Raw genomic sequence first — 18,408 nt, 5'->3', positions numbered from 1 at the left:
TATTTTTTGTAATTTATGAGGATGAAAATGAGTTAACTTTGAATTTGGAGTGAAGCAAAGTGACTTCCTTAAACATTAACCTCTATCTGTTTCTAGAAAATCTCCTATTTTTCCTCATTGCCACACTTTTTATTGTGGTTGTGAATTGGGGTTGGAAACATACAAAGCCCTATACCCTACCTTTACCCTTTCCCAGTTGGTATAAAATCTGGTTTGGCTCAGTGCAACTACTAGGAGGATTGCTGCCATTAGTAGTCATGCTATTGTGGGGTGTATGCTGGGGCGATCGCAGTGTGTTAACTGTGCTTGGTTGGTATTTTATTATATTAGGGTTGCAAATCATCTCTGAGGCAGTAACACTCAGGCAGTTGCAAAATGTAGTGTGGGTAATGGTTCCCTATATATACTTGCCTTACCGCTTCTGGCAGTTATATGAAGGTTTGACACTTTTGGATTCTAAAAGTGAGTTGGTAGGGGTACGATATTTATTGATTTTTGAATTGGTGCTGTGGATTGTTAATTACGCCATAGATGTTTCTCAATTGCCACGGCTGTTTCGCTGGGAAGGACAATCAAACTCTGAGGTTAGTTAGGGATTAATGGCAGAATTAGCCATTTTGATCAAAGAAGTGCGATCGCCAGCTTTTAACCCAAGAACATATTGTACACCCTGTTGTCTCCAAGTCAACGTAGCATCTGAGCAACCAGCCCCACAAGTAAAATCTACAAAATAGCCAGTGAACCCCTTCGCTAAAGATACACGTTTTCCCGCAAGACGGGGTGTTTTGCGGGTTACGGCTTCAGCAGAAACAACGCCCAAACGACAAGCAGAAGCACCATTACAGTCGGGACTGAAAGCTAGTAAAATCTCGTAGTTTTTTGGCGTAGCAGTTTCTATACTTGCATAAATTGGATTTTCCCCATCCGATTCGGGAATAAACTTTGGCAATAAAATCTTAATTTGAGTCTTTTGCTTTAATTTGGGCAAAATAGATTTAAAAACTGGGTTTAGCTGGGTTTTAATCTGCTGTGCTATTAGTTGGGACTGGTTGTTTATATTGGCTACGGCTGACTTCTGAAAGCTGCTAACGCTGACTAATAAAGATACGGCACATACAGCACTGATATAACTGAAGCTTAAAATCATCTTTGAAAACCTATTGCATCTAAAGTCCTTATTTGTAATACCCATTTTGAGGATCAAATTACTAGGACTTACGCACAGGTTACAGGAGAACGAACCACAGAGGACACAGAGGAATAAGAGTTTGAAAGTTTTTTTGCGTAAGTCCAACTATTAAAGAGCGCTTGGAGTCAGCTAGACTAAAGAAGAAATTGCTTAATAAGTTTTAATAATTCTGTTATGAGTACTGATTCTCCTGATAAGCCGGAATCCCCATTCGGGAAGCGTTTGAGAAACTTCTTAATTGTAATGGTAGCGATCGCACTTAGCGTTTCCCTCGTCTTCGGATTGCGAACTGAAACAACCTCAGCAACCCTAGCCAAGTTAAGCGAATCGTCCACACCGTTAGAAGTAGCCGTCAGCAACGGCAAACCATCCTTAGTAGAATTTTATGCTGATTGGTGTACTGTCTGTCAGAAAATGGCACCCGATATCACTCAATTGGAAACAGAATATGCTGACAAGATGAATTTTGTCATGCTGAACGTGGATAATACCAAGTGGCTACCAGAAATGTTAAAATATCGGGTAGATGGCATTCCCCATTTTGTATTTTTGAGTCAGCAAGGCGAAACCATCGCCCAAGCGATCGGCGATCAACCCCGGACAATTATGGCTAGTAACTTAGAAGCTTTGGTTACTGGTTCATCTCTCCCCTATGCCCAAGCTAGCGGCAAAGTTTCCAAATTTTCAGCCCCAGTAGCACCAACAGCTAGTCAAGACGATCCTCGCAGTCATGGCAGCCAGGTGGTAAATTAAACTTGAATTTTCCAGAGATTTTTAACCTGTCGCGGAAGTCCCCACCTTCAATGTACTCATAAGGTGGGGATAGGGAGCGGGGGATGAGGATTACATCTGATATTGATTACTGAATCGATTTTTAGACGATAGTGAAATTAGCCGCAGTCAACGTTGTGGTATGGATACCAGTCAGCGTTGCCAAAATTTCATCAGTAGCAGTGACGATAATTTTGTTGCCAGAAAAACTGAGTTGACCGAAGCTTAAACCACCAGACAATCCAATCAAGTCAGTACCTTTGCAGAAGTCAGTAATTTTATCAGTACCTTGTGTTGCAGCCAAGACAAATTTATCTTTGCCATTGCCACCGATGAGGGTATCTTGACCAAAACCACCAGACAATGTGTCATTACCATTGCCGCCATCAAGGATGTCTTTGCCATTACCCCCAACTAGGATATCGTTACCATTACCGCCTAAGAGGATATCATCACCATTGCCGCCATTGAGGGTATCTTTACCATTGCCGCCATCGATGTAGTCATTACCATTAGTACCATTTATCCACTCGTTGCCCTTGCCACCAAAAAGGCGAGCGCCCACTTCCACAGTCACCTTAGCGGTACTAGTGAGTTGACCATCAGTAATGGTGTAGTTAAAGCTAGCTGCACCACTAAACCCTCTAATTGGAGTAAATAGGATGAAGTCATCTGCCGAGTTATTGGGAGTGTGGTTATTTTTGAGTACCGCAGTCCCATTGATTGCACCACTGACACCAGTGATACTGAGGCTGTTGCCATCGATGTCGCGATCGTTTGCCAGCAGGGTATTTACTCCAATAAAAAAGCCAGTATTTTTGGCAGTCGTAAAAGTATCATGGACGGCAACAGGTGCGTTATTGACTGGTGTTTTTTTACCAAAAACTACGTAGCTCTGACCTGCACCAGCAGATGCGCCAGGTGCGCCAACAATCAAGTCGTCGATTTTATCCCCGTTGATATCTCCAGCAGCGCTAACTGAAATAGCTGATGAGTCAGTACCATTAATGCCATTGATGACAAAGCCCTTGCTGGAGTCGAGATTGGAGATATTGAGGTTAGCACCAAAGCCGCTACTGTTGCCAAAGACCACATAGCTCTGTCCTGCACCAGAAGCCGCAAAAGGTGCGCCAATAATTAGGTCAGCGATGCGATCGCCATTGACATCTCCAGCCGCACTAACTGAGTAGCCTGAGACATCATTTTCATTAATGCCTTTAATTGCAAAGCCGTTACTGCCGTTAAGACTAGACAGATTAAAGTTGGCATCAAAACCTCTAGAGCTACCAAAAACTACATAGCTCTGTCCTGCGCCCGAAGCGGCATTGTATGCACCAACAATTAGATCGTCGATGCCATCATTGTTAATATCCCCAGCACTACTAACTGAAGCGCCAAAAAAGTCACTGGCATTGCCGTTGATTGCAAAGCCGTTGCTGCCATTCAAAGATGAAAGGTCGAAGCTGGCATTAAAGCCGCTAGTACTACCAAACACTACGTAGCTCTTGCCAGTACCCTGCGCGCCAATAATTAGGTCGGCAATGTTGTCGCCGTTAACATCCCCAGCACTGCTAACTGAGTTACCTAATGAGTCGGTGTCATTGCCGTTGATGGCAAAGCCGTTGCTGCCGTTGAGGTCTGAGAGGTTAAGGCTAGCATTGAAGCCGTTGGTACTACCAAAGACCACGTAGCTCTGCCCTGCAATCGATAAGGCGCTGGGTGCGCCAATAATTAGGTCGGCGATGCCATCGCCATTAACGTCCCCAGCATTACTAACTGATGTGCCTGATGAGTCAGAGATACCATCTGAGTTCCGCGCATTAATGCCATTAATAGCAAAACCGTTGCTGCCATCCAGAGATGAGAGGTCGAAACTAGCACTAAATCCTTTATTGCTGCCAAAGACTACGTAGCTCTGTCCTGCACCCAAAGCTGCACCAGGTGCGCCAATAATTAGGTCGGCGATGCCGTCATGGTTTATATCCCCGGCATTGCTAACTGAACTGCCTGATGAGTCAGCAGCATTGCCGTTGATGGTAAAGCCGTTGCTGCCATCCAGCGATGAAAGGTCGAGACTAGCATTGAACCCGTTAGTGCTGCCAAAGACTACGTAGCTCTTTCCTGAACCAGGTGCGCCAATAATTAGGTCGGCGATGCCGTCGCCGTTAACGTCCCCAGCATTACTAACTGAGTTACCTGAAGAGTCAGTGCCATTGCCGTTGATGGTAAAGCCGTTGCTGCCATCTAGGGATGAGAGATTGAATAATGGAGCAGCCATGAGTTTCTCGTATGTTGGTTGTTAGCAATGGAGTAGATGTAAAATTTTTAAACGAACAACATTAGCATTGGTTAAAAGTTAGGTTAAGCCAATTAATTTGAAGTATTTCGTGTTTTTACAAGATTAGTGCTGGATGATACTATTGCTACTTAGACAGCGTCACTCAAAAGGGATGTTTAGGCGATCGCACTTTCAGAGCCAAAAAACAATGCACAGCTTATTTTTTATTCAGATTATTCACTAATCTTAAATCTGCTGTATTTTTGCTAATCCCTACTGTCGTTGATGAATAGATTGCTGCTTGAGGCGCTTATGAGCATACATTAATTCGTCAGACCTGGCGATTAATTGTTCTAGTGACATATTACTTTCGGGTGAATAACGCTCTATCCCCATACTCATCGAAAGTTCATAGCTACGGTTTTGCTGTTGATTAAAGTTGGCAATATTGACTTGCAGATATGCTTGGATGCTATCAGCATCCTGAAAGTAGTTGGAGATAAAAACAATAAACTCATCTCCACCCAAGCGAGCAACAATATCCGAGTTCCGAAAACTTTGCTTGAGTAATCGACCAGCATCAACAATCAAGGCATCTCCAGTATCATGACCAAGGGTGTCGTTAATCTGTTTTAGCCCATCTAAATCAATGAAAATAACCCAGCACAACGCTTTCATCTGGTGAGCAATTTTTAACTGTTGTTCAGCCATCATGAAGAAACCACGTCGGTTATGCAAACCTGTTAGTTCGTCGGTCAGGGATAACTGCCTTCCTTCCATCTCTGATTGTTTGCGGTTACGAACTTCCTGAATCAGTTCCATCTGAGCGATCGCTTGCCGAGTTAAGCGGCGCAATGCATCTAACTGCTGGTAACTTAGCTGCCGAGGAATGGTATCCATCACACATAACGCTCCGATGGGTAAACCATTGGGCGTAACTAATGGCGCACCAGCATAAAAACGAATTTTGGGATTACCTCTGACTAGCGGATTATTAGCAAAGCGATCGTCCTTAATGGCGTTAGGAACCACTAATATATCCTCTGGCTGAAGAATGGCATGAGAGCAAAAAGATCCCTCTCTGGGTGTTTCCCTGGCTTTTAGTCCCACCTTAGATTTAAACCATTGGCGATCGGCATCCACTAAACTAATTAAAGCAATTGGAGTCTTACAAATATAAGCGGCAAGAGCAGTTAGATCGTCAAATGCTTGTTCGGGTAGAGTATCCAGAATATTGTAGTCAGCTAATGCTTTGAGCCTTTCTGCTTCATTTTTCGGTAGAGGCGCAGCTGGCGTTTTTATAGATGAGTGTTTGAGCTTTAGCCAGGAAAGTGTAGTATGCTGGAAACTTTGCAACAACGACAAGGTTAACTCTACAGCATCTATACTGCGTGATATAAACATCTCTGCAACGAAAATCAACATTCGGTTGAATATGCAGAAATATTGTATTGCATGATGTTGTTCAAGCCTTTGGTTTGCTCTGTTGTTCATATCACCCTAACTTTCACTGTGCAAATTCCCTAAGTATTTAAATACTTACAAGGTCTTGTGCCCAAAGCCAGGTTGAAAACGATTAATGTAAACAAAAAATTGTCAAAACTTATTATACTGATAGAGTCCCGATAAGTAAGAGTATAAAATAGAACTCAATTTTTCACCAATATAGGAATCCGGTTTGATTTCTGAACAAAATTAGGTATTGTAGGGGAGCCACTGCGTTGCGGTGAATCCAGCGCTGTAGGCGGGTTTCCCAACCTAGGCGACTGGTGAACCCGAAGGGAGGTTCCCTCCGTTGTAGCAACTGGCGTTGTGTTAGATGGAACGTCGTAACGCACTATCCCAAGCAGTAGTCTATCAAGCTAGTAATGAAAAGTTTGTAGTAAGCACTTTAGTGCTTAGAAAATCAGGACTGAAGTCCTTACTACGAACATTCTCACCCATCAATTTAAACTTGATAGACTAGTAAATGGTGCGTTATGCTGCCAATTTCCAGTAACACATCAAGCTCGAATTAGTCTTTATACGACTCCAAAATCCCACTACGAATCATTAGTTTTGGCCAAAACAACACAAAAAAACCCATCCACGCCATGACAGGGATAGAGACAAGAACTGTTAGCCAGATAGTTTTACATAGTAACCAGCTACCACTAATTAGTGTGAAACCTGTGAGAACTATAGACCAAGGCTGACACCACCAAGGTTTGTAGTTCCAAGGACTTATGGACTTTTGTTCAGACATTGATTTTATTTAATAAAACTCTAAATTTCCCTGTAACCATTTTTCAGGGTAAATGATTTCCTGGGGTTCCAGAGTTGAAGGCGTTGGCTTTGCCCGTTGTAGGCATCGCTATTAATATTATCAAGATTTTGGTAAAATTCGTGAGAAATACAGCGTTTTTCAGGTAAATGAAGTATACAGGTGGGGGCACAGTATTGCTGTGCCCTTACAAAATGTCATCAAGAGATTTAACAGAAGAGGCGAGAAACATCAACAAAACCTCCATGAAGACTGACAATATTTGAAACTTCCGAATACATACTTCCGACTTTACCTGATTGATGAGTAAATAAATGATGACAACCCACAATTATTAGTAGTTCTTGAGCGCGAGAAAATGCAACGTTTACCCGTTCTGGCTTCTTAGCAAAACCCACATCTCCTTTACTATTGTTGCGAACCATACTCACAATGACAACAGGTCGTTCCATACCTTGAAATCTGTCTACTGTGCCAGTACGAATTTCTAGCGAAGGGAAAAGTTCAGATTGCAGACGTTCATCAATTTTTCTTAATTGAGCGCCATAAAATGTAATTACAGCAATTTCTTTTTTTGGTTCACCATTAGCAACTCTCGAAGTCCAAGTATTCTCGAACTGCTGACACAAACGTTCAATAGCATCAATTTCTGGTGTATTAAAGTAAGAAGTTCCATTTCTTTGCTCTAAAAACTGATTTTCAATAGTAGTTTTTACCCAGATAAGATGCTGAGATTCTTGAATGAGTTCACTCGCTAAATGATGTGCGCGTTTTGTGTCCGGCTCCAAAATCCCAGATTCTAGTTTACCGTCATAAAATTGATTGATTGCCCCCATAATAAATGGGTGCATTCGATATTGTGTAGTTAGCATTTGCTTAATGCTTTCATCAGCAGATTCAAACTGACTTTTAAATAGTGATTCTTCTAAAAATTGTAGTTCGTCTCTTGTATTACCAATTGTTTGAGCAACTTCTTCTAAAGTGCTAGTATCAAGCATAGGTGGTAATTGCCGATGATCGCCTACCATGACTAACTTTTTGCCTTTCAATGCTGGTATTAGTAATTCTGGTGGAGTACACTTACTAACCTCATCAATAATGACGACATCGAAAGATTTGAATTCTTCTGAAAAACCTCTATTTGCAGCTTGAACGCATGTGATACCAACGACGTTAGCATTATCTAAATAAATACGTCTTAAATCGTCGCTATCGCCTTCAGTTGGTCGTCTTAGTTTTTCAATCCAATCTTGTACGAAATTCTGGTATTTTTTGAGATAATTTTCATCTGTTTCGAGTTGCTGTTGCCAAGATTTAAACTGAATATTGATACCGCGCAATAACTCTATATTAAACAAGTCAGTAGCAAAATTTTCTGGTTTAAATTTATCCGGTATTCTCTGCCATTCTGTCAACCACCAATTTCTTTCTTCTCTTAAACTATCTGATGGCTGTGGTTGTAATTTCTCTTCTATTTCGCGTAAGTTAAGTTGTAATTTTTGAAGCTGCTGTAGAGAAGTTTTAGTTTCTTCTTCTAGCTTTGATAAATGCTCATGTAGAGAATTTTTAATCATCTCCAACACTACAAAAGGTTCTAATGATGAAATTAAGGTTTCAAGCTGACTAATGGAAGTTACCCAATAATTCACTTGATTTGAGAATTCTTGTGGCTTCTCCCAAATATTTGATTGTGTTGCGAGATATTTTTCGGTTAGAATCCGTAATTGAGCAGGTAGATTTTGTTGATTAAGTTCTTGCAAGATATTAATAACTCTTCCAAGTTGCAAATTAGCGTCTTGCTGTGCTTTTTCTACCTTAGCTTGAGTAATAAATATTTCCTGTTGGCTGATTTCATTTTTCTGAAGTTCATTTAATTGTCTTTGTAAATACTGTAGCTGTTGTTCAGTTTCGGTTTTGACTTTTAAAACGCATTGACGGGCATTTACAAGAATAGTATCTAGTAATTCTTGGGTAATGCGAGTAAGAGTAGAATCGATGTTATTCCATTCCCATGATGCGCCATAAGTCCGTTGCAATCTAATTAAGAAAACCTGGGTATTTTCAACCAGTAACTTCCGCTGTTTGGGATTGAGTAGCTGATAATTGCTAAACTGTTGATAGGTTTCTTGCCATTGGACACAATCGCTCTTTGGTAACACCATTGGAATCTGACTAAAATTTTGTTGTAAAAAATAACTAAAATTATGCTGTTTACCTTTTCTATCGGTAAAACCTCCTTCTATCTCATAAGCGATCGCTTTTTTCAATAACTCCCATTCTGGGAGGTTGATTTTATAAATTTTTGGTACTATTGGTAATTTTAATGTATTAGCAAACATTAATAAACCTAGCGGCAAGTCCACTAAGTTCTCTGTCAGTGGTAAACCTGATTGCTGACAATCTTTTAAAATTTGATAGAGATGAGAAGGTGCTGTAGATTTCCACTCTTTAACTGCTGAAATAATATAATCAATTTCTCGTTGGCGGTTTTCCCAAATCTGGATTGTTTGCTGTAGGTTTTGTAGTTTGGCAAGATATTTCTGATAATCTGGTTGTACTTGATTTAACAATGCAAAATTCTGTTTAACAACCTCCACTGATGCTGCAACTTCTAAGATGGCTTTACTTGCATCTTGAGCATGAGTCAAAGCTGCTTTAAACCCAGAAGTTTCTCTTGCTACAGTTTCATGCAACCAAACTGCTAAACCAAAAGCACCAAGCGCCGGATGCACCAAGCCAAATTCATCAGTATATTTGATGGTTTGACTAACATTTGCTAAAAATTCTTCTACTAAATTGTTACCTTCTGTGTATGGCTTAAGAAGTGGCAAAAATTCTGTAACTTCTGGAGCTTCCCAGTTGATATTTGGTACAGTATTTAGTATATTTTCTAAACCTGTAATTAGAGATTCAACATTATTCTGCTTTTCTATAGCTTCATTGTAAGATTGTTCTTGGCTTTTAAAGTTTGTTTCTATTTTTAACTTATTCTTATTGAATTTTGTTTGTAGCTGATTGAATTCTTCTTCTGCTTGAAAGTAATTCGTAAATCTCTGTGATGATGCTAGCAATTGACTGAAAATTTTGATATTTTCGAGTCGTTGTGTAATATTATTTTCGCAGTCATAAGCTGTATTTTCTAGCCATCTGCCAATCACTTGGTCTTCTAAAAATGGCTGTCCTTCCTCGCCAACTTTCTCGGCTCTACCTTTGCGTACAGCGCGAATTACTGGGTTGTGAACTAATCGACTCAGGGCGTTATCTACTGCTAAATTAGCTTGAGAAGCAATTAGAGTTCTTCCACCGCGAAGGGCGATTTGATAGCAAATCTCCGCAATTACGGTAGTTTTACCAGTACCTGGTGGCCCTTGAATGAGAACAAGATCCTTAGCGGCAAGTACCTTTTCTACTGCTGCTTTTTGACCAGGATTAGCAGAAGATAACAACAAATCTTGTGGTTGAAGTTCAACAGTGCTTTTGATTTGTCTAGCCTGAGAAGCATCGAATAAAAAGTTACCCAAATAGGGATTTTGGGTGTAACCATTATTCAAATCATCTAAAGCTTTTTTCTTACGCTGAATCTGCTGAATATCACCAACTGCCTCGAAACACAAGAATCCTTTATCTGGTAATTTATAACGCTCTGTTGCCATGAATTCAGCTAAGTCGCGTTCTAGTCGGAGGCTGATAATACCACGGTTGGTATCAACTTCTTCAACAGTTCCTAATTGACGACCGCTAATCCAATTTTTGCCGACAGGAGCAGTTTCAAAAAGTTTTAAATCTTCGTTTTTTGTGCGTCTTGCTCGTTCCCAAAAATTATCTACGTCGAGGGAATTTTGATAAAAGCCGTCAAGGGTGGCTGAGGTTACATCAATTTCAAAACTTATCCGCCTTTTGAAGTTATAGTTATGACTTACATAACGCACGCAAAATTGACGCGCTTTAGCAATTTTCTCTTCAATTTGCAAAAATGCTTTCCAAGCTTTAAGCTGATCTTCTGTAGGTACATTTTCGCCACAAACTGGCGCGGTGGCGATACGTTTCAATGTCGCCGGCGGAATGTCGAGATGATGCTGATGATTGGACAACAAACGCAAGCGACAAGGTATAGCATAGCTGTCGGCGTGTCCCTGTGATGGTTGTAACAACTGAGCCGAGAGGATTTTTAAGCCATCGCGTCCATCTTTTTGTACAGCCGCTCTAAATCCTAATGTTTTTCTTAGCTTCTCAAGTCTTGCGGGTAATGGAAAATCATCGCTGTCTGTTGCTATTGTGACATCCCAAATTTCTTCTCTTGCCTCTTTTCCAGCGCCTTTGCGACGCACATAAAACAGAGAAGGCTTTTTCCCGACACATTCATACATTAACTCATTGGCGCGATCGCGCCGCTCCCTAAAATCGGGATATGATTTCAGGACGCTTTCACCTTCAAGATGGCGGATGAAACTATCAATTGCGGAAGCTATAAACGTATAGCCCCAATCTTCAGCGTTTATTTTGGTTTTAGAGGATTTTGCTGTTAGTTTACTTATTGCTACACGAATACGTTCTGCATCGGGTTCGGAGATTGCACTGGTATGGCTTTTGACTGCAATTTTGAGCTTTTCGCAAATTGCTAATAGCTTTTTGTTATCTAAATTTAATTCTTTGGCTAGTTCGTAGATTCTGAGTTTGCCGTTGTTCATCCAGTTAAGAATTGAGGGTTAGATTTAAACGCAGAGGGGCGCAAAGTATTATTTTAGTCCGATTCGCTATGAGTTAAATTTGGCAATACTCTGCGTTCCTATGTGTTTAAAAACTTTACGATAATTTGCACTGTTGATAAACTTCACTGGCGGCACGATGCAGCAAGGAGTGTCGCCAAACGAGGGATTTCATATCATCAGCATAGCCGCCACCAATGACGCAAGCAACGGGATAACCGCTACTTATACAGGTACTTAAAACCTGCATTTCGCGGCGGAAAATGCCAGCATCGGTTAAGGCTAATTTTCCCAAGCGATCGCCTATATGAGGGTCAACACCAGCATCATAAAATACTAAGTCTGGCTTGACTTGAGACAATAAATCTGGTATGTAATTCGCCAAGGTTTGTAAATAAGCGTCGTCTTCCATTCCCATCGGCAAAGGAACATCCAAATCGCTATTTTGTTTTGTACCGGGGAAATTGACTTCGCAGTGCATGGAGAAAGTAAAAACGCTGTCGTCGTCTTGGAAGATAAAAGCTGTACCGTCACCTTGATGGACATCTAAATCGACAATGAGGATTTTTTGGACGAGTCCAATTTTTTGTAAAACGCGACAAGCGATCGCTAAATCGTTGAAAATACAAAAACCAGACCCATAACTAGGAAAGGCATGATGAGTTCCACCAGCCGTATTACAGGCTAAACCATGATTTAGTGCTAGTTTAGCAGTGAGTATCGTACCACCTACCGCTACACAGGTACGATTCGCTAATGCTGGACTCCAAGGCAAGCCAATGCGTCGTTGTGCTTTGGGGTCTAGGGTTCCTTCACAATAAGCTTTAACGTAGCTTGGGGTATGGACTAACTCTATCAATTCTGATGGGGGACGTTCGGGAGTGTGAAATTGTTCTTGATTCGCGACACCATCAGCTAACAGCAATTCGTAGAGTTGTCGGAATTTAGACATCGGAAAACGATGTCCTTCCGGTAGGGGAGCAATGTAATCTGGGTGGTAAATAATTGGCAAGTCCATCTAAGCCTCCGGGGTACTCCCGCCTAAGCGTTGCTTGGCGGTGAGGGGGATAGGAGGGTAACTATTGGGGCATCGAACCCCAATAGTTACCAATTCATTGATTTTTGGTTTTCTTTCTAAGGCTACGAATAAATTCACGGATTACCTCTGTTTGAGTTCTATCTTGTTCTTGGCAGTAGGTTTTTAATATCTCTAGTTCTTTTTCTGGAAGCCTGATATCTATGCGAGTAGTCATACAAAAGTACGGAATAATGCTGTACAATAGTTCTATGCTACTAACTTATCAGTTCAAACTCAACCCTACTCCCGAACAAGTTGTCATTCTTGAATCTTGGGGCGAGTTGCTGCGTCGCCATTGGAACTACGCACTAGGGGAAAGGTTGAACTGGCTAAGACGTACAAGATCGCAGATTGACCGATGTAGCTTAGTTTCTGAACCAATTGGAAAGATACCAGATAAAGCAGATTACTATACACAAGCAAGCAACCTCAAGCAAACCAAAGAGCTATTCCCCGATTACAAAAACATTTATGCCGACTGCCAACAACAAAATTTAATGCGGTTGGACAAGGCGTGGAAACGATGGTTAACACCTGACAAAAAAGGCAAGCGAGGAGGAAGACCACGTTTTAAAAAGCGTGGTGATATAAGTTCGTTTACATTCCCCCGTGTTAATTCACCCAAAGCTGGCGCACACCTGCACACCTAACAGGTAATATTCTCAAATTATCCAAGATTGGTGAGATTGAGGTTGTCTTACATCGGCCAATTCCAGACGGTTTTGAGATTAAACAGGCGACGATTCTTGTTAAAGCTGATGGATGGTATTGTAGTTTTTCTTTAGAAGACAAGACTGTTCCCGATACTTTATCTATTGATGAAATCACAACTGTTACTGGCATAGATGTAGGTTTAGAAAAGTTTTTAACCACTGCTGATGGACAAAGTATTGAAGTGCCGCAGTATTATCGTTCGTCACAATCAAAATTAGCCCGTCAACAGCGCAAACTTGCACGTAAAGTCAAAGGATCTAACAATCACAGCAAGCAATCCAATAAAGTTGCAAAGCTTCATTTGCACGTTGCTCGGCAAAGAAAAGAGTTTCATTATCATGTAGCTCATTGGTTAGTTAACTCATACGATTTGATTGTTTTTGAAACCTTGAACATTAGAGGATTAGCTAGAACACGATTAGCTAAGTCAATACTAGATGTTGCGTGGGGTACGTTCCTGGAAATCATGCAAGCAGTAGCGGTAAAACGCGGCAAGCTGACACTTGGAGTTGACCCTAGAGGCACGAGTATTAATTGTTCGAGTTGTGGTGAAAGAGTTGAAAAAACAATGGCCGTCCGTGTTCATAGTTGTTCTTGTGGATTGGTCATTGACCGCGACTGGAACGCCGCATTGAATCTTTTGAAACGTGGATCGGTTGGACTACCGATTCCTGGCTGTGGAGGCTTAGGGGATACCCAGCCTACGAAGCAGCAAGTCTCATTTGTGAATCTGAGATGCTCCCGCTAACTGAAAAGCAGTTAGCGGTGAGAGTTGTCACAATCCAGAAAATCTCAAGCAGCTAATCCGACAACTAAATTGGACAAACTCTTGCTAAGAGGTTGTTTGAAAAGTATTTGGGTATGATTTTAGGCACTTAGAGATCCCCCCTAACCCCCCTTAAAAAGGGGGGAATTGGAATAAAAGTCCCCCTTTTTAAGGGAAGCCACTGCGTTGGGCGGGTTCCCCGACTTGAAGCACGTGGCGTGGATTTAGGGGGATCTGAAATGTTTTGCTACCAATGAGAGGAATTTTCAAACATCCTCTAAGGGAGGTGTTTTATAGGGAGACGGCGTTTATGTTGTCCTTGCAGGTTCCTGGTAAGCAACACGCAAGCAAATATAGCACTTGAAAGTAGGACTACACTAGCTCCAGAGGCAATGTCAAGGTAGTAGCTGAGGTAGATACCGACAAAGGAAATCGCAGCTCCTAAAATTCCAGAGACGATCATTATATAACCAAAGCGATCGCTCACTAATCGGGCAATTGATGCCGGGATCACCACTGCTGAAATAATCAGGGTTACACCCAAAACGTTCAGTGTCGCCACCAGTAAAGTCGCCAACATCAAAGCAAATAAAGTATCCATTGCAAAAATAGGTACGCCATGAACCTGAGCCACTTCCCGGTCAAAACACCAAAATAACAACGGGCGATAAAACAAGAAAACTAGACTGAGTAAGACAATCGTCACACCCGTTACCACCCACAAATCATTAGGGGAAACGCCCAACACATTGCCAAACAAAGCGGCTTCAAAGTTTTGGCTAAACTTGCGATAGCTGCTAATCACAGCGACTCCTAAAGCAAAGCTAGCAGTTGTTACAATTCCAATAGCTGCATCCGAGTAAACTTTGCGTCCTGTCAAATATTGAATCAGCAGAGCAGCTGCAAAACCCCAAATCCCAGAGCCAATATAGAAATTCAAACCCAGTACATAACTCAACACGGCTCCCCCCAAAATGGCATGGGATAAACCGTGGGCAATGTAACTCATTCTCCGAGTTGTAATATAAACCCCCATGATGCCGCATAATAGCCCCGCCATCATGCCTACTAAAATCGCCCGGCTAAAAAATTCGTAGCGAAAGGGTACTAGTAAGAAATCCATATACAGTGTTTATTTATATTAAGCAGACTTGGACGATTTGGAGGGGCGCAGTATTTTGGGTAAGTTATCTTGCATTTGATGACGTAGAGAAGTATCACCGCTAGCAATTAAGATTCGATCTTGTTGGTAAAAAACTACCATTTCTCCACCAAAAGTCTCCTCAAGACTTGCGGGAGTGAAGACATCGATAGGTTGACCTTGGCAAATTAAACCGTGGTTGAAACATACCACCCAAGGTAGATGTGTCGCTACTGAGTTGAGGTCATGGGTAGAGAGGATAATTGTTAAGCCTTCCTGATTCAAATCAGCCAATAGGTGCAATAGTTCGTGTTGAACGTGCAAGTCGGAACTGCTGGTGGGTTCATCTAGAAGAACTATTTCTGGTTCTCCGACTAAAGCGCGGGCAATGAAAACCCTTTGCTGTTGACCACCAGAGAGATTACCGATGGGTTGATGGGCAACATGGGCAACCCCAACGCGCTCTAGGAGTTCATTAGCAATTTGGCGATCGCGCCGTGAAGACCAAGGTAGCATCTTCTGCTTTTGGTAACGCCCCATCATCACTACTTCTAGAGCCGTAACTGGAAAAGTCCAATCCACCGTTTCCACCTGTGGCACATAGCCCACTAAAGGCGGTGCTACTCCTGGTTTTAAACACTTTCCTCGAAACCAAATTTCTCCAGCCCAAGGAGGAACTAGCCCTAAAATCGCTCTGATTAAAGTGCTTTTACCACTACCAGAAGGCCCTACTAAGCCAGTGAGTTGACCAGGGTAAAGGGTCAAATTAACATCGCTAAACACTGGCTGGGTTTGATAACCACAGGTTAAATTTCTAACTTCAAGTATTGGTTGCATATACAGCAGATTTTAAGTTGTGAAGTACATAAGCTAAGTCTCAAAGCCAGGTATCAAGTGTGTTTTACTTCTGTTAGCGTAGTGGGACGTAGGGCGTGTTTTCAAACCTCTCTTTAAGCCCCTCAGTCTTTGCAGATCCCCCCAACCCCCCTTAAAAAGGGGGGCTTTTAGAGTTTCTTTTCCCCACTTTTTAAGGGGGGTTAGGGGGGATCTTCGAGTTTGAAAACACTCCCTAGCCCATTCTGAATTCTGAATTCTGAATTCTGCTGTATTTCTTTTCTTAATTCTACTTAGTTGCTGTTGGGCCAACAACATTGCCAGTCTTCAAGTCCTTCACTAAATTAGGATTTCCGCCCAAATTAGAGGCGATAATCCGCATATTGTTAGCCATCATGCCAATATAAGTATGCTCAGGATTAGTGTTTTCCATTGCATTCGCTGAACCTGTTCCTGGCAACTCATCATCAGCAGTATTGGCTGTTTTTACCTTCGCTTCGCGGGCAATTTGTTCTTCTACCTTGCTGGGGTAGACCTCAGAACCAAAAATTGCTGGAACGCCTATTTTGCGAATTTGGTCAATTAGCTTGGCAACATCTTGAGCGGATGGTTCCTTGAAATCTGAAGGTTGAATTGCACCAATTACTTGAAAACCATACTCTCTAGCCCAATATGCCCAAGAATCATGGTAGGTCAAAAGCTTACGGTTTTGGGCGGGAATACTGGCGACGATTTCCCGTGTTGCTTTGTCTAAAGCATCCAGACGTTGTAAATAATTTTTGAGATTAGTCGCGTAGTAATCTTTGCCAGCCGGATCTAAGGTGGTTAACTGTTGGGCGGCTAGTTTGGCGTAAGCCTCAGCATACTTGGGGTTTACCCACAGATGAGGATTGGGATCGCCCTTTGCTTTAGGAAAGCTGAAGTCGAACAGCCATTGGTCTTGAGTGATAGTGTTACTACCTAGTTCAAAGATTTTAGTTTCTTTGGGCTTTGAGGCTTTAGCTAGTTTTTCTGTCGGGGATTCTAAATGCAACCCATTAGCGATAATCAAATTAGCTTTGGATAACAAACCAGCATCACTGGGACGAGGTTCAAAGGTATGAGAGTCGGTTCCTTCTGGAATAATACCCTTAACTTCTAAGCGATCGCCAGCAATATTACTCACAATATTGGTTAAAGGTGCGACTGTTGTCACAACTAAAAGCTTACTTTGTGTATTTTTCTCTCCTACTTGAACTGGAGCGGTAGTTACTTCAGGGTTGGAAGACACCGTTTTATCTGGAGACGGACTGCAAGCTACTACCATGAAGCTAAGTACAAATAGCAATCCAGCGAGGGTCTTCATTACACTCAAGCCTTCTAAATTAAGGGATCGGCCTTTGATTAAACCCTTTCCCGATATCAAAATGCAATGCCCTCTCAGGGTATTTTCGGGTGATTTTTAGATTTTTTTTACTTATACTTTTGATTAAATATCCGTTATCCATAACACAATACAGTTCAGTTAAGGTTTTTATCTTCTCTCTGTGTACTCTGCGTCTCTGTGGTTCGTTAAAAAAAACTGACTTCAACAAAGAGTTTTAGCCTTAACTAAACCGTATTGATCCATAACACCTCTAGAGGCGTAGCAGTGCTACGTCTCTACATTCTTTTTGGGAGATATCTATGGGTTCTATATCAATACTGCGTAGGTTTTGGAATTTCTTGGTTGAGGCAAGCTATTCTTGAGCAGGGGGAGAAATGGCGGCTGGCGTTGAGTTTCGCCTCCCCTGCCTCCCCTGCTTATCCAAGCAGTATTGGGTTCTATATTGGCATCTACTCTCAAAGTTAGATTGCTAATACTCGTTTTTCTAATGGTAGTTCAAAGCGATCGCCTGGTTTCGGCTCAATTACCCACGTCGCCAGATTGTTTTTCTCAAGTAACGAACGAAATTCTTCAGCACTTCCCTTAGTCTGAATGAATTTCATCAGCAATCCCTCAAAGGCTATATCCCCACCAGCCGCCGTAGGTATTATTACTTGAGGTTGTAATGATTTTACTACTTCTACAGCACTCTTTTGTCCTTTAATAATCGGCCCAAGTAAAGGTAGTGTCATGTCAACAAACGGTGTAATCACTACATCGATAGGTGCAGCTTGCTGAAGTTGTGGAGAATGATACCCGTGAGGTTCGTAGTATACAGTTAGACCACTCTCCAATTCTTTGAGGAGATAACTATTTTCCACCAGAGTGGGGCCAATGGGAGAGCCGGGGAAAGCTTTAATTTCAACTTGATTATTTAAAGTGAAAGTTTCACCATGAGCCAATACTGTTACCTGGGTGTAATCTAATTGCTGTACCACCTTCGCTGCATTGGGAGAAGCTACAACCTTGATGCTGTGGTCGAGTACCTGAAGCGTTGGTGGGTGAGCATGGTCTTCTAAACCTTGAGATAGCAAGATTAAATCGATATTATCTGGTATGGGGCGATTTTGCGATCGCGAACCTTTGAATAACCAATCCAAATTGCTGAAAATTAACGAACCAACCAGCCAAGGGTCAATTAGTATCCGTTTCCCGCCGATTTCCAGTAACCAAGAGTTGCTGTCTAACCAAGTTAAGAACATAAACTTATATGAAGATAAGATTTACCTTCATTATCAAGCGTATACAGCTAGAGTAGCCACA

The 18,408-nt window shown here is 41.8% G+C and carries 15 protein-coding genes; 4 read left to right on the top strand and 11 right to left on the bottom strand.

The window, feature by feature from the left end; all coding sequences use genetic code 11:
* Window positions 1-59 precede the first annotated feature (59 nt).
* On the top strand, window positions 60-593 hold the full coding sequence (locus tag GTQ43_RS01245; RefSeq protein WP_265269963.1) for a hypothetical protein: 534 nt from the start codon (window positions 60-62) through the stop codon (window positions 591-593).
* On the opposite strand, the gene GTQ43_RS01240 is transcribed toward GTQ43_RS01245, so the two are convergent.
* Window positions 590-1,147, bottom strand: coding sequence for a hypothetical protein (locus GTQ43_RS01240; protein ID WP_265269960.1), 558 nt, complete (start codon window positions 1,145-1,147; stop codon window positions 590-592). The genes GTQ43_RS01245 and GTQ43_RS01240 overlap by 4 nt on opposite strands.
* Window positions 1,148-1,363: 216 nt before the next feature.
* Here GTQ43_RS01240 and GTQ43_RS01235 point away from each other — a divergent pair, with 216 nt between their 5' ends.
* On the top strand, window positions 1,364-1,942 hold the full coding sequence (locus GTQ43_RS01235; protein WP_265269958.1) for a thioredoxin family protein: 579 nt from the start codon (window positions 1,364-1,366) through the stop codon (window positions 1,940-1,942).
* Between the two features lie 121 nt (window positions 1,943-2,063).
* On the opposite strand, the gene GTQ43_RS01225 is transcribed toward GTQ43_RS01235, so the two are convergent.
* The 6 genes from GTQ43_RS01225 to GTQ43_RS01200 all read right to left on the bottom strand — a co-directional run bounded on the left by GTQ43_RS01225 (window position 2,064) and on the right by GTQ43_RS01200 (window position 12,460).
* Window positions 2,064-4,238 carry a beta strand repeat-containing protein gene (locus GTQ43_RS01225; RefSeq protein WP_321162359.1) on the bottom strand — a complete coding sequence of 725 codons (2,175 nt, stop codon included), beginning with the start codon at window positions 4,236-4,238 and terminating at the stop codon, window positions 2,064-2,066.
* 273 nt (window positions 4,239-4,511) lie between these two features.
* Window positions 4,512-5,732 (bottom strand): sensor domain-containing diguanylate cyclase, encoded by a 1,221-nt coding sequence (locus tag GTQ43_RS01220; protein WP_265269956.1) that lies wholly within the window; start codon window positions 5,730-5,732, stop codon window positions 4,512-4,514.
* Between the two features lie 520 nt (window positions 5,733-6,252).
* Complete coding sequence (locus tag GTQ43_RS01215; RefSeq protein ID WP_265269954.1) at window positions 6,253-6,483, bottom strand: DUF6737 family protein; 231 nt, start codon at window positions 6,481-6,483, stop codon at window positions 6,253-6,255.
* A gap of 227 nt (window positions 6,484-6,710) precedes the next feature.
* Complete coding sequence (locus GTQ43_RS01210; protein ID WP_265269952.1) at window positions 6,711-11,189, bottom strand: translation initiation factor IF-2 N-terminal domain-containing protein; 4,479 nt, start codon at window positions 11,187-11,189, stop codon at window positions 6,711-6,713.
* A 115-nt stretch (window positions 11,190-11,304) separates the two neighbouring features.
* Window positions 11,305-12,225, bottom strand: a complete 921-nt coding sequence (locus GTQ43_RS01205) for a histone deacetylase (protein ID WP_265269950.1) — start codon at window positions 12,223-12,225, stop codon at window positions 11,305-11,307.
* Window positions 12,226-12,319: 94 nt separating this feature from the next.
* The gene (locus GTQ43_RS01200) at window positions 12,320-12,460 is read right to left on the bottom strand and encodes a ribbon-helix-helix protein, CopG family (RefSeq protein ID WP_265269948.1); all 141 of its coding nucleotides are present in this window, start codon (window positions 12,458-12,460) and stop codon (window positions 12,320-12,322) included.
* 16 nt (window positions 12,461-12,476) lie between these two features.
* Between GTQ43_RS01200 and GTQ43_RS01195 the strand changes: the two genes are divergently transcribed.
* Together GTQ43_RS01195 and GTQ43_RS01190 are read left to right on the top strand one after the other, a co-directional pair.
* A complete protein-coding gene (locus tag GTQ43_RS01195; protein WP_265269946.1) occupies window positions 12,477-12,935 on the top strand; it encodes a helix-turn-helix domain-containing protein in 459 nt (152 codons plus the stop codon).
* Between the two features lie 8 nt (window positions 12,936-12,943).
* Entirely contained in the window at window positions 12,944-13,747 is an 804-nt protein-coding gene (locus GTQ43_RS01190; RefSeq protein ID WP_321162484.1) for a transposase, read from the top strand.
* A 295-nt stretch (window positions 13,748-14,042) separates the two neighbouring features.
* On the opposite strand, the gene GTQ43_RS01185 is transcribed toward GTQ43_RS01190, so the two are convergent.
* The 4 genes from GTQ43_RS01185 to GTQ43_RS01170 all read right to left on the bottom strand — a co-directional run bounded on the left by GTQ43_RS01185 (window position 14,043) and on the right by GTQ43_RS01170 (window position 18,347).
* Complete coding sequence (locus GTQ43_RS01185) at window positions 14,043-14,888, bottom strand: metal ABC transporter permease (RefSeq protein ID WP_265269944.1); 846 nt, start codon at window positions 14,886-14,888, stop codon at window positions 14,043-14,045.
* Window positions 14,889-14,906: 18 nt separating this feature from the next.
* Window positions 14,907-15,743, bottom strand: a complete 837-nt coding sequence (locus GTQ43_RS01180; RefSeq protein WP_265269942.1) for a metal ABC transporter ATP-binding protein — start codon at window positions 15,741-15,743, stop codon at window positions 14,907-14,909.
* 286 nt (window positions 15,744-16,029) lie between these two features.
* Window positions 16,030-17,085, bottom strand: coding sequence for a metal ABC transporter substrate-binding protein (locus GTQ43_RS01175; protein ID WP_265269940.1), 1,056 nt, complete (start codon window positions 17,083-17,085; stop codon window positions 16,030-16,032).
* Between the two features lie 482 nt (window positions 17,086-17,567).
* The gene (locus GTQ43_RS01170; RefSeq protein WP_265269938.1) at window positions 17,568-18,347 is read right to left on the bottom strand and encodes an MBL fold metallo-hydrolase; all 780 of its coding nucleotides are present in this window, start codon (window positions 18,345-18,347) and stop codon (window positions 17,568-17,570) included.
* Window positions 18,348-18,408 lie beyond the last annotated feature (61 nt).

This window comes from Nostoc sp. KVJ3 (assembly GCF_026127265.1).
GTDB lineage: Bacteria > Cyanobacteriota > Cyanobacteriia > Cyanobacteriales > Nostocaceae > Nostoc.
The sequence above is the reverse complement of the archived record's forward strand: the minus strand, read 5'-3'. Positions and strand labels throughout refer to the sequence as shown.